Source organism: Sphingobium sp. CR28 (assembly GCF_052327305.1).
Taxonomy (GTDB): Bacteria; Pseudomonadota; Alphaproteobacteria; order Sphingomonadales; family Sphingomonadaceae; genus Sphingobium.
Map to the genome: position 1 here is coordinate 2,434,411 of NZ_CP182486.1, position 18,663 is coordinate 2,453,073.

18 protein-coding genes and 1 riboswitch are annotated in these 18,663 nt (G+C 63.6%); of the genes, 5 read left to right on the top strand and 13 right to left on the bottom strand.

Annotation, left to right across the window (positions count from 1 at the left end):
* The first annotated feature begins 13 nt into the window (after positions 1 to 13).
* Positions 14 to 202 (top strand): hypothetical protein, encoded by a 189-nt coding sequence (locus tag ACNAOH_RS11700; RefSeq protein WP_443970349.1) that lies wholly within the window; start codon positions 14 to 16, stop codon positions 200 to 202.
* 334 nt (positions 203 to 536) lie between these two features.
* On the opposite strand, the gene ACNAOH_RS11705 is transcribed toward ACNAOH_RS11700, so the two are convergent.
* The 6 genes from ACNAOH_RS11705 to chrA form a co-directional block, all read right to left on the bottom strand.
* Positions 537 to 974 carry a hypothetical protein gene (locus ACNAOH_RS11705; RefSeq protein ID WP_443970350.1) on the bottom strand — a complete coding sequence of 146 codons (438 nt, stop codon included), beginning with the start codon at positions 972 to 974 and terminating at the stop codon, positions 537 to 539.
* 183 nt (positions 975 to 1,157) lie between these two features.
* Entirely contained in the window at positions 1,158 to 1,886 is a 729-nt protein-coding gene (locus ACNAOH_RS11710) for an anti-sigma factor family protein (RefSeq protein ID WP_443970351.1), read from the bottom strand.
* Positions 1,879 to 2,433 carry a sigma-70 family RNA polymerase sigma factor gene (locus ACNAOH_RS11715; protein WP_443970352.1) on the bottom strand — a complete coding sequence of 185 codons (555 nt, stop codon included), beginning with the start codon at positions 2,431 to 2,433 and terminating at the stop codon, positions 1,879 to 1,881. Before ACNAOH_RS11715 ends, ACNAOH_RS11710 begins: the two co-directional genes overlap by 8 nt.
* The gene (locus tag ACNAOH_RS11720) at positions 2,433 to 3,638 is read right to left on the bottom strand and encodes a glycosyltransferase family 4 protein (protein WP_443970353.1); all 1,206 of its coding nucleotides are present in this window, start codon (positions 3,636 to 3,638) and stop codon (positions 2,433 to 2,435) included. The genes ACNAOH_RS11715 and ACNAOH_RS11720 overlap by 1 nt, the downstream gene beginning before the upstream one ends.
* Positions 3,639 to 3,689: 51 nt before the next feature.
* A complete protein-coding gene (locus ACNAOH_RS11725; RefSeq protein ID WP_443970354.1) occupies positions 3,690 to 4,427 on the bottom strand; it encodes a hypothetical protein in 738 nt (245 codons plus the stop codon).
* 76 nt (positions 4,428 to 4,503) lie between these two features.
* A complete protein-coding gene (gene chrA / locus ACNAOH_RS11730; RefSeq protein ID WP_443970355.1) occupies positions 4,504 to 5,745 on the bottom strand; it encodes a chromate efflux transporter in 1,242 nt (413 codons plus the stop codon).
* 397 nt (positions 5,746 to 6,142) lie between these two features.
* Between chrA and ACNAOH_RS11735 the strand changes: the two genes are divergently transcribed.
* The gene (locus tag ACNAOH_RS11735; protein WP_443970356.1) at positions 6,143 to 7,036 is read left to right on the top strand and encodes a DUF535 family protein; all 894 of its coding nucleotides are present in this window, start codon (positions 6,143 to 6,145) and stop codon (positions 7,034 to 7,036) included.
* A 190-nt stretch (positions 7,037 to 7,226) separates the two neighbouring features.
* The gene (locus tag ACNAOH_RS11740) at positions 7,227 to 7,811 is read left to right on the top strand and encodes a YdeI/OmpD-associated family protein (protein ID WP_443970357.1); all 585 of its coding nucleotides are present in this window, start codon (positions 7,227 to 7,229) and stop codon (positions 7,809 to 7,811) included.
* A 177-nt stretch (positions 7,812 to 7,988) separates the two neighbouring features.
* On the opposite strand, the gene ACNAOH_RS11745 is transcribed toward ACNAOH_RS11740, so the two are convergent.
* The 4 genes from ACNAOH_RS11745 to ACNAOH_RS11760 form a co-directional block, all read right to left on the bottom strand.
* Positions 7,989 to 9,521, bottom strand: a complete 1,533-nt coding sequence (locus ACNAOH_RS11745; protein WP_443970358.1) for a CpaF family protein — start codon at positions 9,519 to 9,521, stop codon at positions 7,989 to 7,991.
* A gap of 58 nt (positions 9,522 to 9,579) precedes the next feature.
* On the bottom strand, positions 9,580 to 10,161 hold the full coding sequence (locus tag ACNAOH_RS11750; RefSeq protein ID WP_443970359.1) for a hypothetical protein: 582 nt from the start codon (positions 10,159 to 10,161) through the stop codon (positions 9,580 to 9,582).
* Entirely contained in the window at positions 10,158 to 12,158 is a 2,001-nt protein-coding gene (locus ACNAOH_RS11755; RefSeq protein WP_443970360.1) for a hypothetical protein, read from the bottom strand. Before ACNAOH_RS11755 ends, ACNAOH_RS11750 begins: the two co-directional genes overlap by 4 nt.
* A gap of 108 nt (positions 12,159 to 12,266) precedes the next feature.
* Complete coding sequence (locus ACNAOH_RS11760; protein ID WP_443970361.1) at positions 12,267 to 13,832, bottom strand: hypothetical protein; 1,566 nt, start codon at positions 13,830 to 13,832, stop codon at positions 12,267 to 12,269.
* 228 nt (positions 13,833 to 14,060) lie between these two features.
* Between ACNAOH_RS11760 and ACNAOH_RS11765 the strand changes: the two genes are divergently transcribed.
* A complete protein-coding gene (locus tag ACNAOH_RS11765; RefSeq protein WP_443972125.1) occupies positions 14,061 to 14,810 on the top strand; it encodes a CsgG/HfaB family protein in 750 nt (249 codons plus the stop codon).
* A 503-nt stretch (positions 14,811 to 15,313) separates the two neighbouring features.
* Here the strand turns inward: ACNAOH_RS11765 and ACNAOH_RS11770 are convergent.
* The 3 genes from ACNAOH_RS11770 to ACNAOH_RS11780 form a co-directional block, all read right to left on the bottom strand.
* A complete protein-coding gene (locus ACNAOH_RS11770) occupies positions 15,314 to 16,675 on the bottom strand; it encodes an ATP-binding protein (protein ID WP_443970362.1) in 1,362 nt (453 codons plus the stop codon).
* Positions 16,665 to 17,363 (bottom strand): winged helix-turn-helix domain-containing protein, encoded by a 699-nt coding sequence (locus tag ACNAOH_RS11775; protein ID WP_443970363.1) that lies wholly within the window; start codon positions 17,361 to 17,363, stop codon positions 16,665 to 16,667. Before ACNAOH_RS11775 ends, ACNAOH_RS11770 begins: the two co-directional genes overlap by 11 nt.
* Before the next feature lie 135 nt (positions 17,364 to 17,498).
* Positions 17,499 to 17,651, bottom strand: a complete 153-nt coding sequence (locus ACNAOH_RS11780) for a hypothetical protein (RefSeq protein ID WP_443970364.1) — start codon at positions 17,649 to 17,651, stop codon at positions 17,499 to 17,501.
* Positions 17,652 to 17,835: 184 nt separating this feature from the next.
* Positions 17,836 to 18,036, top strand: a riboswitch (yybP-ykoY riboswitch).
* A gap of 10 nt (positions 18,037 to 18,046) precedes the next feature.
* Between ACNAOH_RS11780 and ACNAOH_RS11785 the strand changes: the two genes are divergently transcribed.
* Positions 18,047 to 18,622: a TMEM165/GDT1 family protein gene (locus tag ACNAOH_RS11785; protein ID WP_443970365.1), complete on the top strand. Its 576-nt coding sequence runs from the start codon at positions 18,047 to 18,049 to the stop codon at positions 18,620 to 18,622.
* Positions 18,623 to 18,663 lie beyond the last annotated feature (41 nt).

The window sequence follows — 18,663 nt, forward strand, 5'->3', positions numbered from 1 at the left end:
AAGGACAGTGCAAGTGCAAGCAGGGTTGATCGCGGTGGCGCTATCGGGCGCGCTCCTGACGGCGACGGCGCATCTGGCGGATAAGCGGCGGCTGCGCCGCACGACGCCGGACCGGGTGGGCTTCATGCCCTGGCCCGCGCTCTCGATGATCGGCATCGCCATGGCGCTGGTGGGCACGGCGCTGGCGATACTGGCGGGGTGAGGGGGAAAGACATGCTGCTGATCGTGGGAACCGTTCGCTTGCCCGCCGCAAAGCTGAGCGCCGCCCGCCCGGTTGCCTCGAATACGGCTATGCCTAGGATGTGCTCGATCCCGGCCTCATCCATGTGAAGGAACTGTAGATCGATCAGGCCGCCTTCGATCGCCATTTCGCGTCCGCGCATATCGTGCAGTCGCGGGCGGCGTGGCCGGACCTCCAGATCGGCGAACAGGACCTGCGCGTCTATGAGGTGGGGAAGCGCAGGCGACATGAATGAGAGTGGTGGGAAGTGCACTGTCTCCATGGGATCACACGCATAAGGAAGCGGCCAGAATTTTCAGGTTTCTACAGGCTTACTGATATTACGGCATCGCTCATTCTTTTCCAGAAAAACCAAGGCATCTTCTGTCTTTTCGCGCATGCAGTCTATCGTGTTTGCGGACATGTGTTCTGTCCAATAGCGCGTCGGCAGCCACCATGGCTTGCCCCAGAAATGCAGATATTGCGAAGATTTTTGAACTAGGTTGGCAGCCCTTACCCAATGGTGTGGGGGTAGGATTTCGCGGCGATGAAGGTGAACCTGAAATGCAGGTCTCCGGTATTTATCGAAATTGAAGATAACGACGTCGATTTCTTCGTTGCAGGAACGCTCCAACCAAATTTCTCGGGAGCTAACCGCCTCTTTGGGATCCCGCAGCTGCACTGATACCCTTTCAAAGCCGGCAGCAAAATAAGATGGGAGCAAATGCTCCTCGACAAGACGACCCATGCTCATCAGAGGGCGGCCGCCCAACTTGCACCAATTTGTGAAGCGTGCCTTTGCACTCTGAACGCTTTGGGACATCTTCCTATTTCTGCTTCAGCGGTCTCTGGCTTTCTATCTCTTTCGCTTTAAGAGAAGGCATTTGACTCGCAAAGCCCCGATAATGGCATCGTATCCGGACAGTCCAGCCCGCCCTCACGACCAGAAGCGGCTGAGGGTCTCTGCTGTCGCGTCGATCCAGCCCGGTTCCGCTTCGCCGGTGAGAGCGAACGCCATGTCGCCGCGCTGCCAGAAGGCGACGGACTGCGCGCCTTCCCGCACTGCGTCCGGTTGCTGCGGAGCGCCCGTCTGCCCCCGCATGGCGAAGATAGAGAGTCGCTGGCCCGTGTCAGTGCGCACGGCGACCATCACGGCCTGACCGTTCGCAGCAGGGAAGAGCTGCACGTCCGTCACGCGCCACTGATCCGGCAGCCGGGGAATGTCGATGCGGGTCTTCTCCAGGATTTCGCGCCAGTCCCGGCTCGGCGCCTCGATTTGCGAGACCATGGCGGCGCGCGTCATTGCCACGCGATGCGAGGCGACGGCATCCGCAATATAGGCAGGCGTGGACGGCGCGCGCAGCACCAGCACGAGCGCGAGACCGGCGGCCAGCGCCGCCCCCCCGGCAAAGGGGAAAATGCGGCGCAGCGCGCGGGACGGCGCCTTGAGGCGCTCCAATGGCGTAGCGCTGGCGGCGAGCGCAGCGGGCGCGGGGGACGAATCCGCCAAGAGGCGCAAGCCGGTGCGGTGGCTCATATCGCCCAGCACACGGGCGGCCAGCGCGGGATTGCGGGCCAGCCGGCTCTCCACGGCGAAGCGCCGCTCAACGTCCAGCTCGCCATCCACATAGGCGTTCAGCTCGATGTCCGAGGGCTCGTCAGTCATCCCGTCCTCCCACGATCCGGAGCCCGCTTTTCGCCGGCTCTCCTGTTTTTAGACCCTGTTCCTCCGCCTCGCGTAGCGCGATGCGCGCCCGAGACAGCCGCGACATGACGGTTCCGATCGGCACGCCGAGCGCGTCCGCCGTCTCCTGGTAGCTCAGCCCCTCCACGGCAACCAAGTGGAGCACCGCGCGCTGCGGCTCGGGCAGCGTAGCGAAGCTGCGCGCGATCTGCGCAAGGCGAGCGCGATGCTCCTGTGCGGGATCGAGATGGGCAATCATGGTCTCGGCAAATTGCGCGTCCCGCCGCGCTTCGGATTCCTCGCGGCGCTTGGCGGACACGAAGACATTATGGACGATTGCCAGCAGCCAGCGACGGCGGCTGCGCGCGGGATCGAACGTGCGTCGCCGCTCTATGGCGCGCAGAACCGCATCCTGCACGACATCGTCGGCCGTCTGCGTGTCCCGCGTCAGCGCCCGCGCATAGCGGCGCATGGCGACGAGATCCTCGCCGATCGCGCTGTTACGGGGCTCGTCCAAAAGCATCACCATCAGGCCGCGCGCAGCAGAGGCAACGCATCCGTCCGGCCCAGCACCTGACGATAGCATGAAAGCACCTGACCCAGCACGTCTCTCCAGCGATAGCGCCCGGCCTCGACCAGCGCAGCGGCGCCCAGCGCGTGGCGGATGGCGGGATTGTCGATCAGGCGCATGACGGCATGAGCATAAGCGGACGGCTGGCCGGGCGGCACGAGGAGACCAGTCGCGCGATCGGTAATGAGGGTCGCTGCGCTGGGCACATCCGCCGTGACGATGGCAAGACCGCTGGCCATCGCCTCCAGATTGACGTTGCCGAACGCCTCGGTCACGCTCGGGTTGACGAGGATGTCCGCGCTGGCGACCGCGCGGCCGAGCGCGCGCCCTTCCAGATGGCCGGTGAACACCGCGCCCGGCAACTTGCCGGCGAGCCAGCCATGTTCCGGCCCTTCGCCCACGATGAGCGGGCGGACGCTATATCCCTTGGCGGCGAGCATCGACATCGTCTCGACGAACACGCCCAGCCCCTTTTCCTTCACCAGCCGACCGAAGAAGAGCGGCACGACATCATCGGGTGCGAAGCCATGCGCCGAGCGGAACGCGGGATCGCGCAGGCTTGGCCCGAACATCTCGGGATCGACGCCGCGTGCCCAGATCGAGACACGGCTTGCGTCGTGTGTGCGGGCGAGATCGTCCGCGATCGGGGCGGTGGGTGCGAGGATATGCGCGCAATCCCCATAGAAACGGCGGAGATACCCCTCGATGCGCGGACGCAGGAGCGACAGTCGGTAGTAATCGAGATAGGTCTCGAAGCGGGTGTGGAGGCTCGCGACCACGGGAATATCGTGCCGCAGGCCGTGGTTCAGGGCCTGCCGGCCGAGAATATCGGGCGCCGACAGGTGAATGATGTCGGGCCGGAAATCATCGAGATCCCGCCGCGCCGGCCGAGTGAGGCCAAGCGCGAGGCGGTATTCCGGGCGGGCGGGAATGGCGAGCGAGCGGACCGGGCAAATCTCGCCCACTGCCGCGAAGGCGGGCTTTGGCGCGCGCGGCGCATAAATGCGGACCTGCACGCCCTCGCCCAGCAGGAAGGCGACGAGGCGATTAAGCGCCTGATTGGCGCCGTCACGAATGCAGTCATAATTGCCGGAAAAAAGCGCGACACGCAGCGGCGCCTTCCGGTGTGCTGGAGTTATGCGGTTGAGATCGAGATAGGCCATGTTTGTTTACGCGGGCCGGGGCGGCCTTATTCCCTCGGGCACATGAAAATTTCAGAACTGGCGGATGACGCGCAGCCCGGCATGGGGGCGCACGACGTCGCCACGGTCCTTGATCGCGCCGATGCCGGCCTGAATGGCGAAGGCGCTGCCCACCATCTGGTGGATCTGCGGCATGACGAGGACGCCGCCCTCGCTGCCGCCGCGATAGTTGATCTCGAGGCCCAGCACCTGGCGGTCGCTCGCATCGTAGAACAGGCTGTGATTGGTGATGAAGCCGTTGCCGCCAGTGCTGGCGCGACGGCCAATGTCCGCAAGGCCGACCATGCCGACATGGCTCCAGCGCGCATTGAAGCGCGTGACGAGCATATAGGCGGCAGTGCTGTTGTAGCCGCCGCTATGGCGATCATAAATGCCGAGATACTGGATGCCGTGTGCGGACTTGCCACCGTTGAGCGTGCCGAACGCGGCCTGAAGGCCGAGCTTCAGCTCCTCCAGGCGGCCATCGACGAACGGAAATTCGAACTCGACCGCGAACCCGTCCGCCACGGCATATTCGACTTCCGGCGCCCAGTGGATGCTGCCGTCCGGTCCGCTGAGATTGGTGGTCGCGAGCGTATTGACCTCCAGCTCGCCTTGCTTGGCGCCGAGGGGCCGCATCATGTCGAACACCATGGGTTCGGGCACATGCGGATAGTCCTGCGCGGGTGCAGCGTCGGCGAAGGCAAGCGGGGCAGCTAAAAAGGCGGCGGCACGAGGCGCGGCGGAAAGCGCGCGAAAGGACTTCGGCAAGGGGAGGCTCCGGAGGAGAGGGAAAAGGACTTTCCTATCCCTTACGCGCGCCGGGGCGGAGTTATTCCATCGCTCCTCAGGAAAGGAGCGCCCGCCCCGCAGCCGCGCCGCCCGCGATGAGGGCAGGCGTCACCCAGCTCCCCTTGAGGCGCCACACCAGCACCAGCGCGACCGCGAACAGCGCGAGCGCAACGAGCGGTTCCGTGGTGCGTGCGCCGGTCGCGTGCGCAAGCTGCACGAACGTCGCGGCGATGATCCCGACCACCGCGGCGGCGACCCCCGCGAGCAGGCGGTGCAGCGCGGGATTTTCGACGACAGCCTCCAGCCGCTCGAACAGGACGAGCGAGAAGGCGAAGGCCGGAAGGAACATGCCCGCCGTGATCGCGAGGGCGCCGCCGGGGCCGCCAGCGATATAGCCGACGAAGGTAGCGAAGATGACCAGCGGGGCAGGCAGTACGCCGGCGAGCGCGATGCCATCGAGGAAGGTCGCGTCACCGATCCAGCCGCGCCCGACGGTATCGGCGCGGACATAGGGAATGGCGGTATAGGCGCCGCCGAAGGTCAGCAGGCCGCCCTTGAGACCGGCGATGAAGAGCGCCGCCAGCGTGACCGGGGCGCCGGGCGTGATGCGCGCAGGCGAAACCGGCAGGGCCGCGAAGTGAACAGCGAGCCAGAGGCCGATCGCTGCCAGCAGGACCAGTGCGACGAGCACGGGTCGGTGCGAAAGAGCGTAGGCGACCCCGCCCGCCGCCAGCGGAAGCCAGAAGGGCACGCCTGCCAGCGTGGCGACAAGGCTGACAAGCGCGATCCCGCCCAGCAGACGATCCTCGATGATATGCTGCCCGATGCGGATGACAGCGCGCAGAATGACCGCCAGCACGACCAGCTGGACGCCGAGCAGCACGCCAGAAAGTCCCGTGGCGCCCGCAACCCAGCGGACATAGGCCCAACTCACCGCCAGCATCAGCAGCAGGCCGGGCAGCATGAAACCGAGCCCGGCAAGCAGCCCGCCCAGCCGCCCGCGTGCGACCATGCCCAGATGGACGCACAACTCATGCGCTTCCGGCCCCGGCAGGATCTGCAGCACAGCGAGCAGCCGATTGAAGCGGGCGCGATCGATCCATCGCTCCTCCTCGACCAGCGCCTGACGGACCATCGCAATCTGGGCGACCGGCCCGCCGAAAGCGAACAGGCCGAAACGCAGGAACTTGAGGAACAGGGCGCTCAGCGTGATGGAAGGCGGGCCGCCAACGATCCCGGCGGGGGCTGCCGCGACCGAGCTCTCCGGGGCAGGATCATGTTGGGTGTGGCCAGTCATTCTACGCTCCTTCCGCCGCAGGCGCGGCTTATGGAGCGGACTTGGACGGATGCCGTCTGACCGGGCGTCCGCACATGGCCCGATGATCGCCGCTATCGCTCGACCCCGAGGGCGCTGTCAATATGGGCAACTGCCCCGCCGTAATTTCCGTGCAGCGCATCGCCTCCGCGCCTGTCCGTGCGTCGGTTTTCGCACGATTTCCGCTGCGGCTTTAAGGGTTTGGTGACCCACTGTCCCATAGAAGGTCAACCTCGCCCAGCCCATTGGACTCCTGCCGCAGCGTCATGATTATCCAATGAGACAGGACAAGACTCGCTTCATTGGGGGGAAATTTGCGAGATCATTTGCGGCGATCCCGTTCAGGCAACGGGGTCGATCGGCGCAGCAGGTGCGCGACATGCTGAAGCAACTGATCAATGCCGGGCCGGGCACGCTGGCGCAGGCGGTTGCCCTGTCGCTCGTCCATTTCAACTCCGTGCGCAATCTCTATCGCGCGACCCCGGCCAGCCGGCTCGGTCAGTTCCGGCGGCACCGGCCCGAGATGCTGGGTCTCGTCATTACCCCCTTCGTCGCAGCGCCCTGGCGCGCATCGGAGCGGTTCCGCGCCGTCATCGACCACTGCACGGAAGTGGACGCGCTGGGGTGGCCGCTCGATGTGGGCGACCATGAATATCGCCGGCTCGCAGATCTTTCCGAGATCAGCCCCGGCCTGCGCCTGGAGCTGTCCGCGCCGCGCTGGCTGGCGCGCGAAGGGCTGCTCTCCCTCTCGCTGGTGGAAGAGGATAGCCTCGTTTTCAGCCTTTCCTTCGCGCTGGGGCGGACCAGCGACGGACTGGTCGCTTATATCGGCGGCCTTCAGGGCGGCGGCGACGAGGATGCGCTGGCGAGAACCCGGCGCCTCACCAAGATGGCGCACGGTATGCGCCCGCGCGACCTGCTGATCGAGGCGTTCCGCATGCTGTGCCGCGCCTATGGCGTGGTGCGCATCCTGGCCGTGGCGGACGACATTCGAGTCCACCGCAGCGCCTATCTGAAGGCTCGCAGCGCCGACCCGGTCGTGATGAGCTACGACGCTGTGTGGGAGGATCGCGCGGGCACGCGCGGGCCGGACGGCTTCTTCCATCTGTGCCCGAGTTTGAAACGGCGGGCAGCCGAGGACATCCGGCCCAACAAGCGGTCCGAATATCGGCAGCGCTATGCCATGCTGGACGCCCTCCAGGCCGCGATTGTCCAGACGCTGGGCAAAGTCGTGGAGAGCGAAGAGGACGCCGCGGAGGACTGCAGCGTCTGACTTGTCTATGGTTTGGCTGACTTCCGTTGGATCGCCGCTGTGGACGGAGCGACAGGGCAACGGCGGCTTCGAACGAACGCTGTGAGTTGCTGAATGACGGGAAAGTCGGGGTTTGCGGAACGACGGCTATTAAGCTGGGGTTGTCGGAAGCCGACCTTTATCGAATCCAGGGAGCGCGCTAGGCTTGAGAATGACTGAATTCCGTTCTGGCCTTCCGATAATTTCATTTGCTGATCAAACGGCACTGGAGAGCTGGTTGTTGGCTCAGCCGAGCAATTCGAACGGTGCATGGATTAGATTTCGTAAGAAGGGTTCAAGTGTCGACGGCGTCACCAAAGCTCAAGCGATCGACAGTGCCCTTTGCTATGGCTGGATCGACGGGCAACTCGACAAATATGACGCTGAGAGCTGGCTGATACGCTTTACCCCACGCCGACCGCGTAGCAAGTGGTCGGATGTAAATCGGCAACGCGCGCTGGAGCTGATTTCGGACGGGCGCATGCAAGCGTCTGGACAGTTGGAGGTCGATAAAGCGAAGGCTGACGGCAGATGGGAGGCAGCGTATGCATCAGCTAGCAAAGCTGAGGTGCCATCGGATTTGCAGGCCGCGCTCGATGCGAACCCGAAGGCCGCAGCTTTCTTCGCTACGCTCAGTGGCGCTAACCGATATGCGATCTTGTATCGGATTGGCTCGGTGAAGAAAGCTGAAACCAGAGCCCGAAAGATCAGGGACTTTGTGGGCATGCTAGAACGCGGAGAGACGGTTCACGGCTGAAACAATCGGGCTGTTGAAGAGGCGGCCTTCGGGATCGGCGTCGGCGACCCCTGATGTCCGCAATGTCGTCGTGTCCGGACAGTCCGCTTTTAAGCACATCACGCTGGAAAGCGGCCGCTCGAAAGTGTCCGCATGCTGTGGCGTCGGTGTCCCGACCGGCAATCCTACTGCTTCGCCCTACAGGCACGCCTCCAGCAGCGGTTGGTCGAACCCGAACTGGCGCGCCTTGTCCAGCGTGTAGGGGCGCAGGCCCATCGAGCGATATTCGCCAATGATGCGGCCGTTTTCGTCCTCTTCCATATATTCGTATTTGAAGAGCTCCTGCGTGACGATGACGTCGCCCTCCATCCCGATCACTTCGGTAATGTTGGTGATGCGGCGCGAGCCGTCGCGCAGGCGCTTCACCTGCACGATCAGATCGACGGACTCCGCGATCTGGCGGGAGATGGCTTCCTTGGGGATTTTGATGTCGCCCATCAGGATCATGTTCTCCATGCGGCCCAGGCACTCGCGCGGGCTATTGGCGTGGAGCGTACACATGGAGCCGTCATGGCCGGTGTTCATCGCTGCGAGCAGATCGAAGCACTCCGCGCCACGAATTTCGCCCAGGATGATGCGATCCGGCCGCATACGCAGCGCGTTCTTGACGAGATCGCCGATGGTGATGGCGCCCTGACCCTCCAGATTGGCGGGGCGGGTCTCCAGCGGGAGCCAGTGCGGCTGCTGCAGGCGAAGTTCCGCCGCGTCCTCGATGGTGAGCACACGCTCGCCCGGATCGATCATCTTCGAGAGGGCATTGAGCATCGTCGTCTTGCCCGAGCCGGTGCCGCCCGAGATCACGATGTTGAAGCGGCAGGCGCCTGCGATCTTGAGCGCGGTCGCCATCTTGTCCGACATCGATCCGCCCTTGGCCATCATGTCCAGCGTGATCGGCTTGGCGGAAAACTTACGAATGGAAATGGCCGTGCCGCGCAGCGAGAGCGGCGGCACGATGACGTTGACGCGGGAGCCGTCCGGAAGGCGGGCGTCGGCCAGCGGCGTGGTCTGGTCGACACGGCGACCGACCTGATTGACGATGCGCTGCGCGATCTGGAAGAGATGATCCTCGTCGCGGAAATGGATCTGCGCGAGCTGCAGCTTGCCCTTCTTTTCGATGTAGGTCTGCTGGGGTCCGTTGACCATGATGTCGCTGATCTCGGGATCGGCAAGCAACTCCTCCAGCGGGCCGAAGCCCAGCAGCTCATCGACCAGCACCTTCTCCAGCGCGAACTGCTCGCGCCGGTTGAGGGTGAGTTTCAGCTCGGCCAGCACTTCCATGATGATCGGGCGGAACTCCTCCGCCAGCTCGTCCTTGGAGAGGGTCGCCGCCGCTTCCGGGTCGACGCGCTCGAGCAGGCGAGGAAGCACCTGCTCCTTGATCTTGTGGACGCTCGCCTCGAAGCCCTGATTCTGGTCGCCGCGCTTGCCATGATCGGTATTCATCCGCTCGGAGAGGCGCGCCATCGCCTCGGCATTGCGCTCCAGCGCGGTGAGCGGGGCAGCGGGCGTCCCTTCCGCAAGGGCGCGAGGCTCGGTTGTTTCGCCAGCCGGGGGAACGGGGATGCCGGACGGGATGCTTGTCAGCGAGCCGCCGGCCGGGCCATGCATTGGTCGCGCCACGCCGAAGCTCGGCTTGAGACCTAGTCCGTTCTTCCGTCCGAATGCGTTCATCTGTTTGACTCTGGTTCTTCTGAAAATGCCTGGCGCGGCACAGTTAACCGAGAAGAGATTAAAAACTTTTTATTGATGCAGGTATCGACGGATCGACAAAGCGCCGGTCGGTATCGAAACCCGCCGCGACATAGCGGGAAAAGGCGAGAAACGCGCGGCCGCGCGGCGTCATCCGAATATGGCCGGTCGCATCAACGCTGATATTCCCGGACAAGATCTGTTCGGAAACGCGCCGGTCGATCTGGCGAAGGTCGGTGAGATAGGCGTCGCGAAACAGCCGATCCAGCGCGGGTGCCGTCAGGCGGCCATCCTGTTGCTCGATCCGGGCGAGAAGGAAGACCGAAATCGAGCGATCGACCGTGACAGGCAGAAGCACGAGGAAACAAATGTTAAGGCTGAGGGAGGCGATGACCGCTCCCACCGCTGTCGAAAGATCGATCCGGAAGCGCTTAGCCACCACGGCGATCATGAGGCCGAGAACGAAAACCGCGCACAGGCCTGTGAGAATGCCTCGATAGAATAGCACCGTTACGCCGCTGAACAGCGGAAGCTTCTGAAAGGCGACGAACAGCAGGAGGCCGACAGCCACGCTTATCGTATAAGTGAGGGCCAGACGGGTGAGCCGCATGAACAGCGTCATGGATTGTCTCGCTTGGGAAGCGCGCTGATCGGCGCAATGCATGCATGCTGGTCCCGCCAGATGCAGCGAGCCGCATGGGGAGGGCGCCCGATCTTGCGCCAGAGAGGATCGCTCCTCGAATAGACGATTGCGTCGACGCCTTCCGCTCGCGCCAGCGCTGTCATGCGCTGAGCAGGGAGATCCTCCTCGAAAAGCGGACGCAGGCGCCGGAGGCGGCCATCGACATCGTCTCGCGAGGCGCCGAACAGCGTCGCGTCACGATCCGCTACGCCAGTTCGGAACCGACCGTAAAGTCCGAAGTCCATCTCGCGTTTCTGTTGCGAGGCTTCGTGCTGCAGAACCCAGTTGCGGGGCAGGTGCGCATTGGCCCAGATGTAGGCCGCGCGGAGGCTCCGGTCCTTCTCAGGATCGCTGTTCAGGAAGAACGGCTCGATATTGAAGAAGGTCGCGCGGACGATCCGCAATCCCGCCAGATCATAGATGTTCGGGAGCAGGCCAAGCGCGATCAGCGCAAGGAACATCCGGGTAGGGCGAATGAGGCGGGGCATGTGCTGCATGGCGCTTGCCGTCCACGCCATGCAGGCCAGTTGCGCAAACCAGGGCGCGCGCCAGCCCAGATCGTTCAGAAGGATCGTCGAGCGCAGGAAAGTGGCCACAAGCATCCCGCCGATCGCCGTGAAAAGGAGAAGGCTGCGGACGAGCCCTTCGCTGGACGACGTGATTGGAGGGCGGACGCGTCGGAAGAGCATGGCGCCATAAGCAAAGGCCCCGAACTCGATACAGTAAACGGCGGGGAGCATAGCCAGAACCGGCAAGGCCAGAGCCGGATCGAGATTGGGCCTCAGCCAAAGCACTCGGCGGACAGTCAGCCCGATCGGGAATGCCTGATCGCTGCGGCCCCCAAGCACATCGAGAAATTGCGGTATGCTGACGAACGTGGCCACCGCTCCGGCAAGCGTGAGCATGAGGAGAAACGCCGGGTCTCGACGCCCCCGGAATATGGTCCACACAATCAGGCTCAGCCCGGCTGTCAGCGCGATCCAGAGCGACATGCCGAAGGCGCTGGCGAAAGCGAGGCCGGCTATCACTATGCTGAGGTTCCGCCGCAGAGTGCTGCCTTCGGACCGGGCGGTGGCGAGGGCCAGCAGCCCTGTCCACACGGCGATCAATGCCGCCAGATGATGGGGCGTCCAGAGCATGGAGGTCAGTGCAAAGCGGATTTCCTCCGTCCACACATCCGTCTGCACTTCCAGCGCGCCGGTGAACCACCAGCGTATCAGCATTGCCGGCAAGTCGGCGCCGGCGACGAAGCAGAGGAAAAGCGCGATGCCGAGAAGCTTGCGCTCTTTTCTGGGGCGAATGAGGCCGCCCGCAAAACAGACTTGCCAGAGCAGGGCCACGAACGCCGGGCCGGTCCAGACCAGTGCTCCGGTATAGGCCATCCGGCCCGACAGCGAGCCGCCGCTCAGCCATTCGATCTGCGCGGGCCAGAGATAATAGTAATAATAATAGCCCGCGGCCTGGGAGCGCGCGAAAAAGGGATCGACCAGCGGCAAGCCGTCCCGCACGATGCTCTCCACGACAGCCGCATGTTTGACGAGGTCCACGACCACAACGCTCTGATTGAGCCCACTGGCGAGGTCCATGTCCGCTGAGGAGAGCAGCACCAGCACCCACCAGAGCAACGCCGCGGCAGCGAAGACCGGGCTCCATGTCCAGCGCAGCCGCCTTGCATAAGCCAGGCCAAAGCCGCCGCCGACAAGGTGCACCAGCGTCGTCGCGCCGAGGCCGGCCGCCCGCACCAGCAACGCATCAAGGGCAGGCAGGACCGACAGGGCAAGGAGAGCGGCGAGGCCAAAGCTCACCCAGCCGCCGCGCCGTGCCCAACCGGCTTTTTCACCCAGCCACAGCAACGCCATGCCAGGAAGCACGCCTACAAAGGGCGCAAGCACGCTCGCCAGAGCAAACTCAATCATGTCCTGATAGAACGCGTTCATGCTTCCCCGCGACCGCCCATGCCGTGCGGTCTAGAGAAAGGTGGTTAATCAAGGGTGAGGGAGGGGGCGGGCGACTGGGGTGAGTTTTTTTTCTTATATTTCTCGAACTCAGCCCGAAGTCGCTGACCACGGAGGCATTGGCAAGCGTCGGGGTGCACACTGAGGAGGCTTGTTGGTCCTTTCCGGACGGTCGGGACCTACAACATAAATATGATACTCTTGGCCATCATAGCCAGCTGGGACGCTGTGCACACGTTTAAGTAGGCCGGGTGCGCGTGAGGTCGGATAGAGCTCGTCGCTAAGCAGATAGAAGCGGCCATAGCGGTCGCGCAGATCGGTAAGAACATCGACCAAGTGATAGAAACGTCGTATTTCGCTGCGATAGTTCCATCTCACGAAGCTCTGCGTGCATCCGCGCTCCAGCCGCTCGAATTCCATCCCGTTCAAAGCGCTGATTCCTTGGGCGCGGCTATCGGGGAAAACCACCCAGTGCTTATCGACGAGGCCCTTCGATCGAATATAGCGTGCAGCTTCACTAGCTGTGTCAAAGGGTCTGGAGATGCTTACGACGGCACTCAGCAAACCTCCCGATGCAATCACCCATAGCCAGAGGCGAAAGGAAACCGGTTCGCGGACGCCATTGTCTCGGGCCTTCAGCACTAACATCAGCATCAGGAGGCAGATAAGAGACAGGTGTCTGATAGGCAGAGGATAAATGGCGATACTAAATATGGCGGTCAAAGAGACGAAGGCAGCAATCAGGATTCCATGCAGTTTTACTGGTCGACAAGTTCCCCAGACGAAACACGGAAAGATCATGCCTGCCATAAGCGAAAAAGGCATTGGGAGCGTTGTGTTCCACTGGAGGACGCCTTCGTTTATGGGCAGTGGAACAAGCAGGGCAGAAAGGCGGACCAGATAGATGAGAGCATCGATCAAGGGCGTGCCGAGAGCTAAAGCCGGATGCATGTCGGGTGCTGGCCGAACTGTCCATGCCGCGAGCAATCCACTGAGCAGCCAGATGATGATACCAGCGGAAGATCGGTTCCGTTCTATCCATGCGATAGTCAGCCATGCGCCTGAAATGACCCCAAAAAGGAAGTCCGTCATTGGCATGAGCGCAATGCAGAGCCACGCGATCCGACGTTGATGGAAGGCAAAAGCAGTGACGGTGAGTAGTACGCCAAGTGAAAGACTACGAGAGAGCACGCCGTAGTCGAAGAAAAAGAAGACACTGCTGGCAATGAGCAGCCGCTCAAGGCGGGTGAATTGGGGACGAGAGAGAATGATTGCCTGCATCGCGAGTGCAATGGGCAATTGCGCGGCCGGTAACACCCAAGCTGGAGGCACTGCCAGTCCGACCAGCTGAAGTACAAGATACCAGAGCGGGGGGTGTCCCTCGTAACGGAGATTTTCGAGGAGCGCTGGAAAATCTGGCGACTGCAGAGCGATTTGAGCCGCTTGGTATTCGTCAAGCCATGGGGCATGGCTGATAATCAGGCTCGCTTGCAGTATGAGGAGAGCGAAAAGGGAAAAGAACCAGACCCTATTGTTTTGCAGAGCGTGATCGCTGCTTGCGTTAAGATTTTCGAGTGTTTGCTTTAAATTGAATTGGCGCCGAATGACCGCCTCTTTCCTCGCAAGAAAATCTTTAATTTGCGCCCCGTCGCCCATTGGTCCGTCTAAGCCCCCCATCGACGCGGAGTTGCCTAGATCAAGATGGTAAATAAAGGCTTGGTGTTTTCGAAGTGGCCACCCCCCCGATAACCATCCTCCCCTCTTGGCCCGCCTTGTCTCGCTATGCTATTGGCGGGCGCAACGGGTCCGGCGCGACAACAGAGGAAGCGCAACCAGTTCCATGACCTTTTGGGGGAATATGAGATGAAACATGCAATTGGCGCCATGCTCGCGGCGGCGTCGCTCCTTGCCACGCCGATGAGTGCGATCGCGGCGGAGAAGAAGGGCTCCTCGGCCCATCAGGCGCAGCAGAAGGGCGAGGCGCAGATTCCGGTCTGCACGCGCAAGCTCGGCACGCTCGCCGTCGTCGAGCCGGACAACCAGTGGTGGCGCGAGTTCAACCTCGGCAGCCCCGAGGCGATCATCAAGATCTTCGTGCAGAAGTCGGGCTGCTTCACCATGGTGAACCGCGGCCGGTCCATGGCCAGCCGCAACATGGAGCGCGCCATGGCCGACTCCGGCGAGCTGCAGGCGGGATCGAACCTGGGCAAGGGCCAGGTCCGCGCGGCGGACTATTTCCTCCAGCCTGACATCGTCACGGCGAACCGCAACTCCGGCGGTGGCGGCATCGGCGGCGTGCTCGGCGGCTTCATGGGCGGCACGCTCGGCGCGCTGGCCGGCGCGATCAACGTGAAGAAGGGTGAGGCCAAGACGACACTCAGCCTCGTCAACGCGCGCACCACCGAAGAAGAAGCAATGACCGAGGGCTATGCCCGCAAGTCCGACGTGAGCTTCGGCGGCGGTGGCGGCCTGTTCGGCGGCGGCGCGTTCGGCGGCGCAGGCGCGGGCGGCTATCAGGACACGGCGATCGGCCAGATCATCGTACTCTCCTATCTCGACGCCTACACCAAGCTGGTGACCGAAATGGGCGGCCTGCCGGAGAACGCAGCGGCTGCGGCGCCCAAAGCAAAGTAATTTCTGCGGGAGCATGGTCCGGTCGGGTGCGTGATTGCCTGACCGGATCATGCTTTCTTTTTGGAATGTGGATCGGCTGTGGTCAGCACGGGCGATACGAGAACACGTCTTGGACCACCTCGGCATAGCAGGCCAAGGGCATCGGCAGGTCCGCTTTATCGCGCCGCACTTGATAACCATAGCAACTCGTAGGATGGAGAGCCGCGATAGTCGCTGGCCATCGCTCCTTGGGAACTGATCCCCATGTGTTCGGGCGTCCGATCTGGTGTGACTTCATCAGCGTCTGAGCCTCGACTCGGATCGCCTTAAGCGTTTCAGCATCCAGACTGGACCCGTTGCAGCTACTGAGAGCCTCCATCGCGGTGAAACAAGCGAATGTGATTGTCGATGTTGCGGCCCGCATCAGCGCATTGGATCACATTGATTGGCCATCCGCCACGGTTTCATAGTCCGAGAACGATTTTTGAGAGTATCACTCTTCCGATCTCTCTTCTCCGTCCCGCTCAGCCGATTGGCATGACCAGCCGCGCGGCGAGACCGGGCACCGCATCCTCCAGCAGCAGGTGGCCACGATGCAGGCGCGCCGTCGCCTCGACGAGTGCGAGGCCGAGGCCCGCGCCGGGCTGCGACCGGGCAGCGTCGAGCCGACCGAAGCGGCGCCGCGCCTCATCATGGCGCTCGGCCGGTATGCCCGGACCATTATCCTCGACACTGAGCGCAATGCCCGGCGCGCCATCGACGGGTCGCCGGTCGAGCCGCAGCTTGATGCGGTCGCCGCCATAGCGCAGGGCATTGTCGATGAGGTTCGAAAGCGCCTGCGAGAGCATCTCGCGGTCGAGCCGCTGGGCGGGAACGCTCTCATCCAGCGCAAGCAACATCGTGACGCCCTTGTCCTGCGCGACCGGCTCGTAAAGGTCGGCCAGTTCGGCGAGAATGGTGGCCGGCGGGATAAGCGGGAAATCGGCGGTCGAGCGGGGCGACTCGGCGCGTGAAATCTGGAGCAGAGTGGCGAGCATCCGCATGAGCAGGTCCGCCTCGGCCAGCGCGGCCTCCATCGCGGCCCCTGCGGCCGGGCTGTCCGCCTCCACGAGCGCCCGCTCCACCTTAGTGCGCAGGCGCGCGAGCGGCGAGCGCAGATCATGGGCGAAACCGTCCGTCATCAGGCGCAGCTCGCCCAGCAGCCGTTCGATCCGGTCCAGCATCATGTTGACCCGCTCGGCCAGCGCATCGAAAGCGTCGCCGCCCGAGAGGATCGCAGCGCGCTCGCCGAGACTTCCGGCGGCGACCTTGTCCACCACACCCGCAAGTCCACGCAGTCTGCGCGAGACATAAGTGACGATCACGAAGCTGCCGATCGCGCCGATGAGCGCGGCGAGCACGGCCGCCATGGCAAGACCGCGCTCCAGCGCGCGCTGGGTCTGCTGGCGCTCGTCGACGATGCGGCCGCTCAGCAGCCGGAGAGACCCCAGCCGGCGGACCTCGAAGCCGGTTTCCCGCGCCTCGCTGCCGATGCGCGCGATGGAGAAGCCGCGCGGGGCGGGGACGGAAGGGGCCGGTCCGGCCCTCGCGAGGGTCCGCCCTCTCGCGTCCGAGGCGGCGACGACCAGCGCGGCATCGTCGCCACTGGCCAGATCCCGTATGGCGAGAACCAGCGCAGCCTCTCCGCCCGCTTTCCACGCTGCCTCCAGATCCTGTGTCTGCGCACTCACCTGCACGCGCAGATCGGTCAGCGCGTCGTCGCGGAGCTGATCGTAGAGCAGGCCGAGAACGACGAGATTGGAAAGGAAGATGAGGAGCGCAGTGAGCAGCGCCAGCCGGGCGGTGGTGGAAAGGCGAATGCGGGCAACGCCCGCCTCAGGGCGCATCGCCGTCTCCCGACAGCATATAGCCCGCGCCGCGCACCGTGTGCAGCATCGGCGGATCGAACCCGTCGTCGATTTTGCGGCGCAGCCGGCCGATGTGGACATCGACCACATTGGTGCCGGGATCAAAATGATAGTTCCAGATCTTCTCCAGCATCATCGTGCGCGTGACGACCTGACCGGCATGGCGGGCGAGATATTCGAGGAGATTATATTCGCGCGCGACGAGCCGGATCGGCTGGCCGTCGCGTTTTACGGCGCGGGAGAGAAGATTAATCTCCAGGTCGCCCACCACCAGCGTGGTCGGCTGGCTGGCGCCGGCCGCTTCCGTCCGCCGCAACAGCGCCTCGGCGCGGGCAAGAAGCTCGGCGAAGGAAAAGGGCTTGGTGAGATAATCGTCCGATCCGCCGCGCAGGCCGTCCACCCTGTCGTCTATGCTGTCCAGCGCGGAGAGGATCAGCACCGGCGTCGCGATGCCGGCGGCCCGCAGCGCCCGCAGCACGGTGAGCCCGTCCATGCCGGGCAACATCCGGTCCAGCACGATCAGATCATGCACGCCCTCGCTGGCGAGGAACAAGCCGTCGCGCCCTTCCGCGGCGATGTCGACTGCAAAGCCCGCTTCGCCGAAGCCCTTGGCGATATAGGCGGCGACCGCCTCGTCATCCTCCACGATCAGTATCTTGCGGGTCATGGCGTGTCGTCCGGAGAGGAGCGGCGGGGAGCGTGGTCGGGTTGTTCACCGCCCTGAATAAAGCAGGGGCGACCCGGCGTAAATTCATCACGCCGCGTCGCCCCGGAAAAGTGGGAGAAGATGAATGCAGGCGACTTACTTGGCCTTGGCTTCCTTCGTTTCCTTGGTCTCCTTCACCTTATGCACCTTCTCGACCTTAGGGGTCTTGGGCGCTTTGGTGGTGGCGGCCATCGCCGGTGCGGCGATCAGCGAGAGAACGGCGAGAGACGAGAGATACTTGGCGTTCATGGCATTACTCCTGATAAAGCGGCGACCGGAGGACGGGGGCAGTCACCCAATCGCCGAGATCCCTTCTGCACCTCGCCGCCCGGCAAGACGGTGACGGCTTCATGAATTTCCTGTCATGTCGCGCGCCCTGGCAGATCGCCCGCAACGTGCATTGTGCCCGGCGTGGATTTCGACTAAGCGCCTCCCCGACATCCACGGGGAGTAGTCACCCGCAGCGGCCATGACTGGCCGCAATCTGCGGGCCGCGCGTCAACATATTTGGCGGAAACGCCATGGCGCGCGGAGCGGAGCTTCAAGGAGCTTCCGCCAGGCGAGACCAATGTCATGGCGTTCCAGTCCGGCCGGGCAGGAGCGACGTGCATTGCGTTTTCCACTCGCCCGGCCCGGAGTCATTCATGGACGCACTGCTGACCTCGACCGCGCTGGTCGCGCTGGCGGAGATGGGCGACAAGACCCAGCTACTCGCGATGTTGCTCGCCACGCGGTTCCGCCGCCCGGTGCCGATCATATGCGGCATCTTCGCGGCGACGCTCGCCAATCATTTCCTCGCCGCGCTGGTCGGTCATCAGGCGGCATGGCTGCTCGATGCGCCGTGGTTCCGCATCGCCGTGGCGCTAGGCTTCATCGCGATGGGGCTGTGGATGCTGGTGCCGGACAAGCTGGACGAAGATGAGCCGCTGCGCGCGCCCGCAGGGGCCGGCGTCTTCCTCACCACGCTGATTGCCTTCTTCCTCGTCGAAATGGGCGACAAGACCCAGATCGCCACGGTCGCTTTGGGCGCGCGGTTCGAGAATGTGATTGCCGTCACGGCAGGCACGACACTGGGAATGATGATCGCCAACGTGCCCGCGGTGCTGGGTGGCGAAGCGCTGGCGCGGCGCGTGCCGATGCGCGCGATGCAGATCGGCGCGGCGGTGCTCTTCGTCCTGCTTGGTCTCTGGGCACTGGCTGGAGCCATGGGATGGGGTTGACCTGATCCAGGTTATGGACAGCCCCGCAGTGAGAACGTAAT

Excerpts from the sequence above, each read along its gene's own strand:
- ACNAOH_RS11705 (WP_443970350.1), bottom strand. The coding sequence starts at position 974 with ATGAGCATGGGTCGTCTTGTCGAGGAGCATTTGCTCCCATCTTATTTT.
- ACNAOH_RS11710 (WP_443970351.1), bottom strand. The coding sequence starts at position 1,886 with ATGACTGACGAGCCCTCGGACATCGAGCTGAACGCCTATGTGGATGGC.
- ACNAOH_RS11715 (WP_443970352.1), bottom strand. The coding sequence starts at position 2,433 with ATGGTGATGCTTTTGGACGAGCCCCGTAACAGCGCGATCGGCGAGGAT.
- ACNAOH_RS11720 (WP_443970353.1), bottom strand. The coding sequence starts at position 3,638 with ATGGCCTATCTCGATCTCAACCGCATAACTCCAGCACACCGGAAGGCG.
- chrA (WP_443970355.1), bottom strand. The coding sequence starts at position 5,745 with ATGACTGGCCACACCCAACATGATCCTGCCCCGGAGAGCTCGGTCGCG.
- ACNAOH_RS11735 (WP_443970356.1), top strand. The coding sequence starts at position 6,143 with ATGCTGAAGCAACTGATCAATGCCGGGCCGGGCACGCTGGCGCAGGCG.
- ACNAOH_RS11740 (WP_443970357.1), top strand. The coding sequence starts at position 7,227 with ATGACTGAATTCCGTTCTGGCCTTCCGATAATTTCATTTGCTGATCAA.
- ACNAOH_RS11745 (WP_443970358.1), bottom strand. The coding sequence starts at position 9,521 with ATGAACGCATTCGGACGGAAGAACGGACTAGGTCTCAAGCCGAGCTTC.
- ACNAOH_RS11750 (WP_443970359.1), bottom strand. The coding sequence starts at position 10,161 with ATGACGCTGTTCATGCGGCTCACCCGTCTGGCCCTCACTTATACGATA.
- ACNAOH_RS11755 (WP_443970360.1), bottom strand. The coding sequence starts at position 12,158 with ATGAACGCGTTCTATCAGGACATGATTGAGTTTGCTCTGGCGAGCGTG.
- ACNAOH_RS11760 (WP_443970361.1), bottom strand. The coding sequence starts at position 13,832 with ATGGGCGACGGGGCGCAAATTAAAGATTTTCTTGCGAGGAAAGAGGCG.
- ACNAOH_RS11765 (WP_443972125.1), top strand. The coding sequence starts at position 14,061 with ATGCTCGCGGCGGCGTCGCTCCTTGCCACGCCGATGAGTGCGATCGCG.
- ACNAOH_RS11770 (WP_443970362.1), bottom strand. The coding sequence starts at position 16,675 with ATGCGCCCTGAGGCGGGCGTTGCCCGCATTCGCCTTTCCACCACCGCC.
- ACNAOH_RS11775 (WP_443970363.1), bottom strand. The coding sequence starts at position 17,363 with ATGACCCGCAAGATACTGATCGTGGAGGATGACGAGGCGGTCGCCGCC.
- ACNAOH_RS11780 (WP_443970364.1), bottom strand. The coding sequence starts at position 17,651 with ATGAACGCCAAGTATCTCTCGTCTCTCGCCGTTCTCTCGCTGATCGCC.
- ACNAOH_RS11785 (WP_443970365.1), top strand. The coding sequence starts at position 18,047 with ATGGACGCACTGCTGACCTCGACCGCGCTGGTCGCGCTGGCGGAGATG.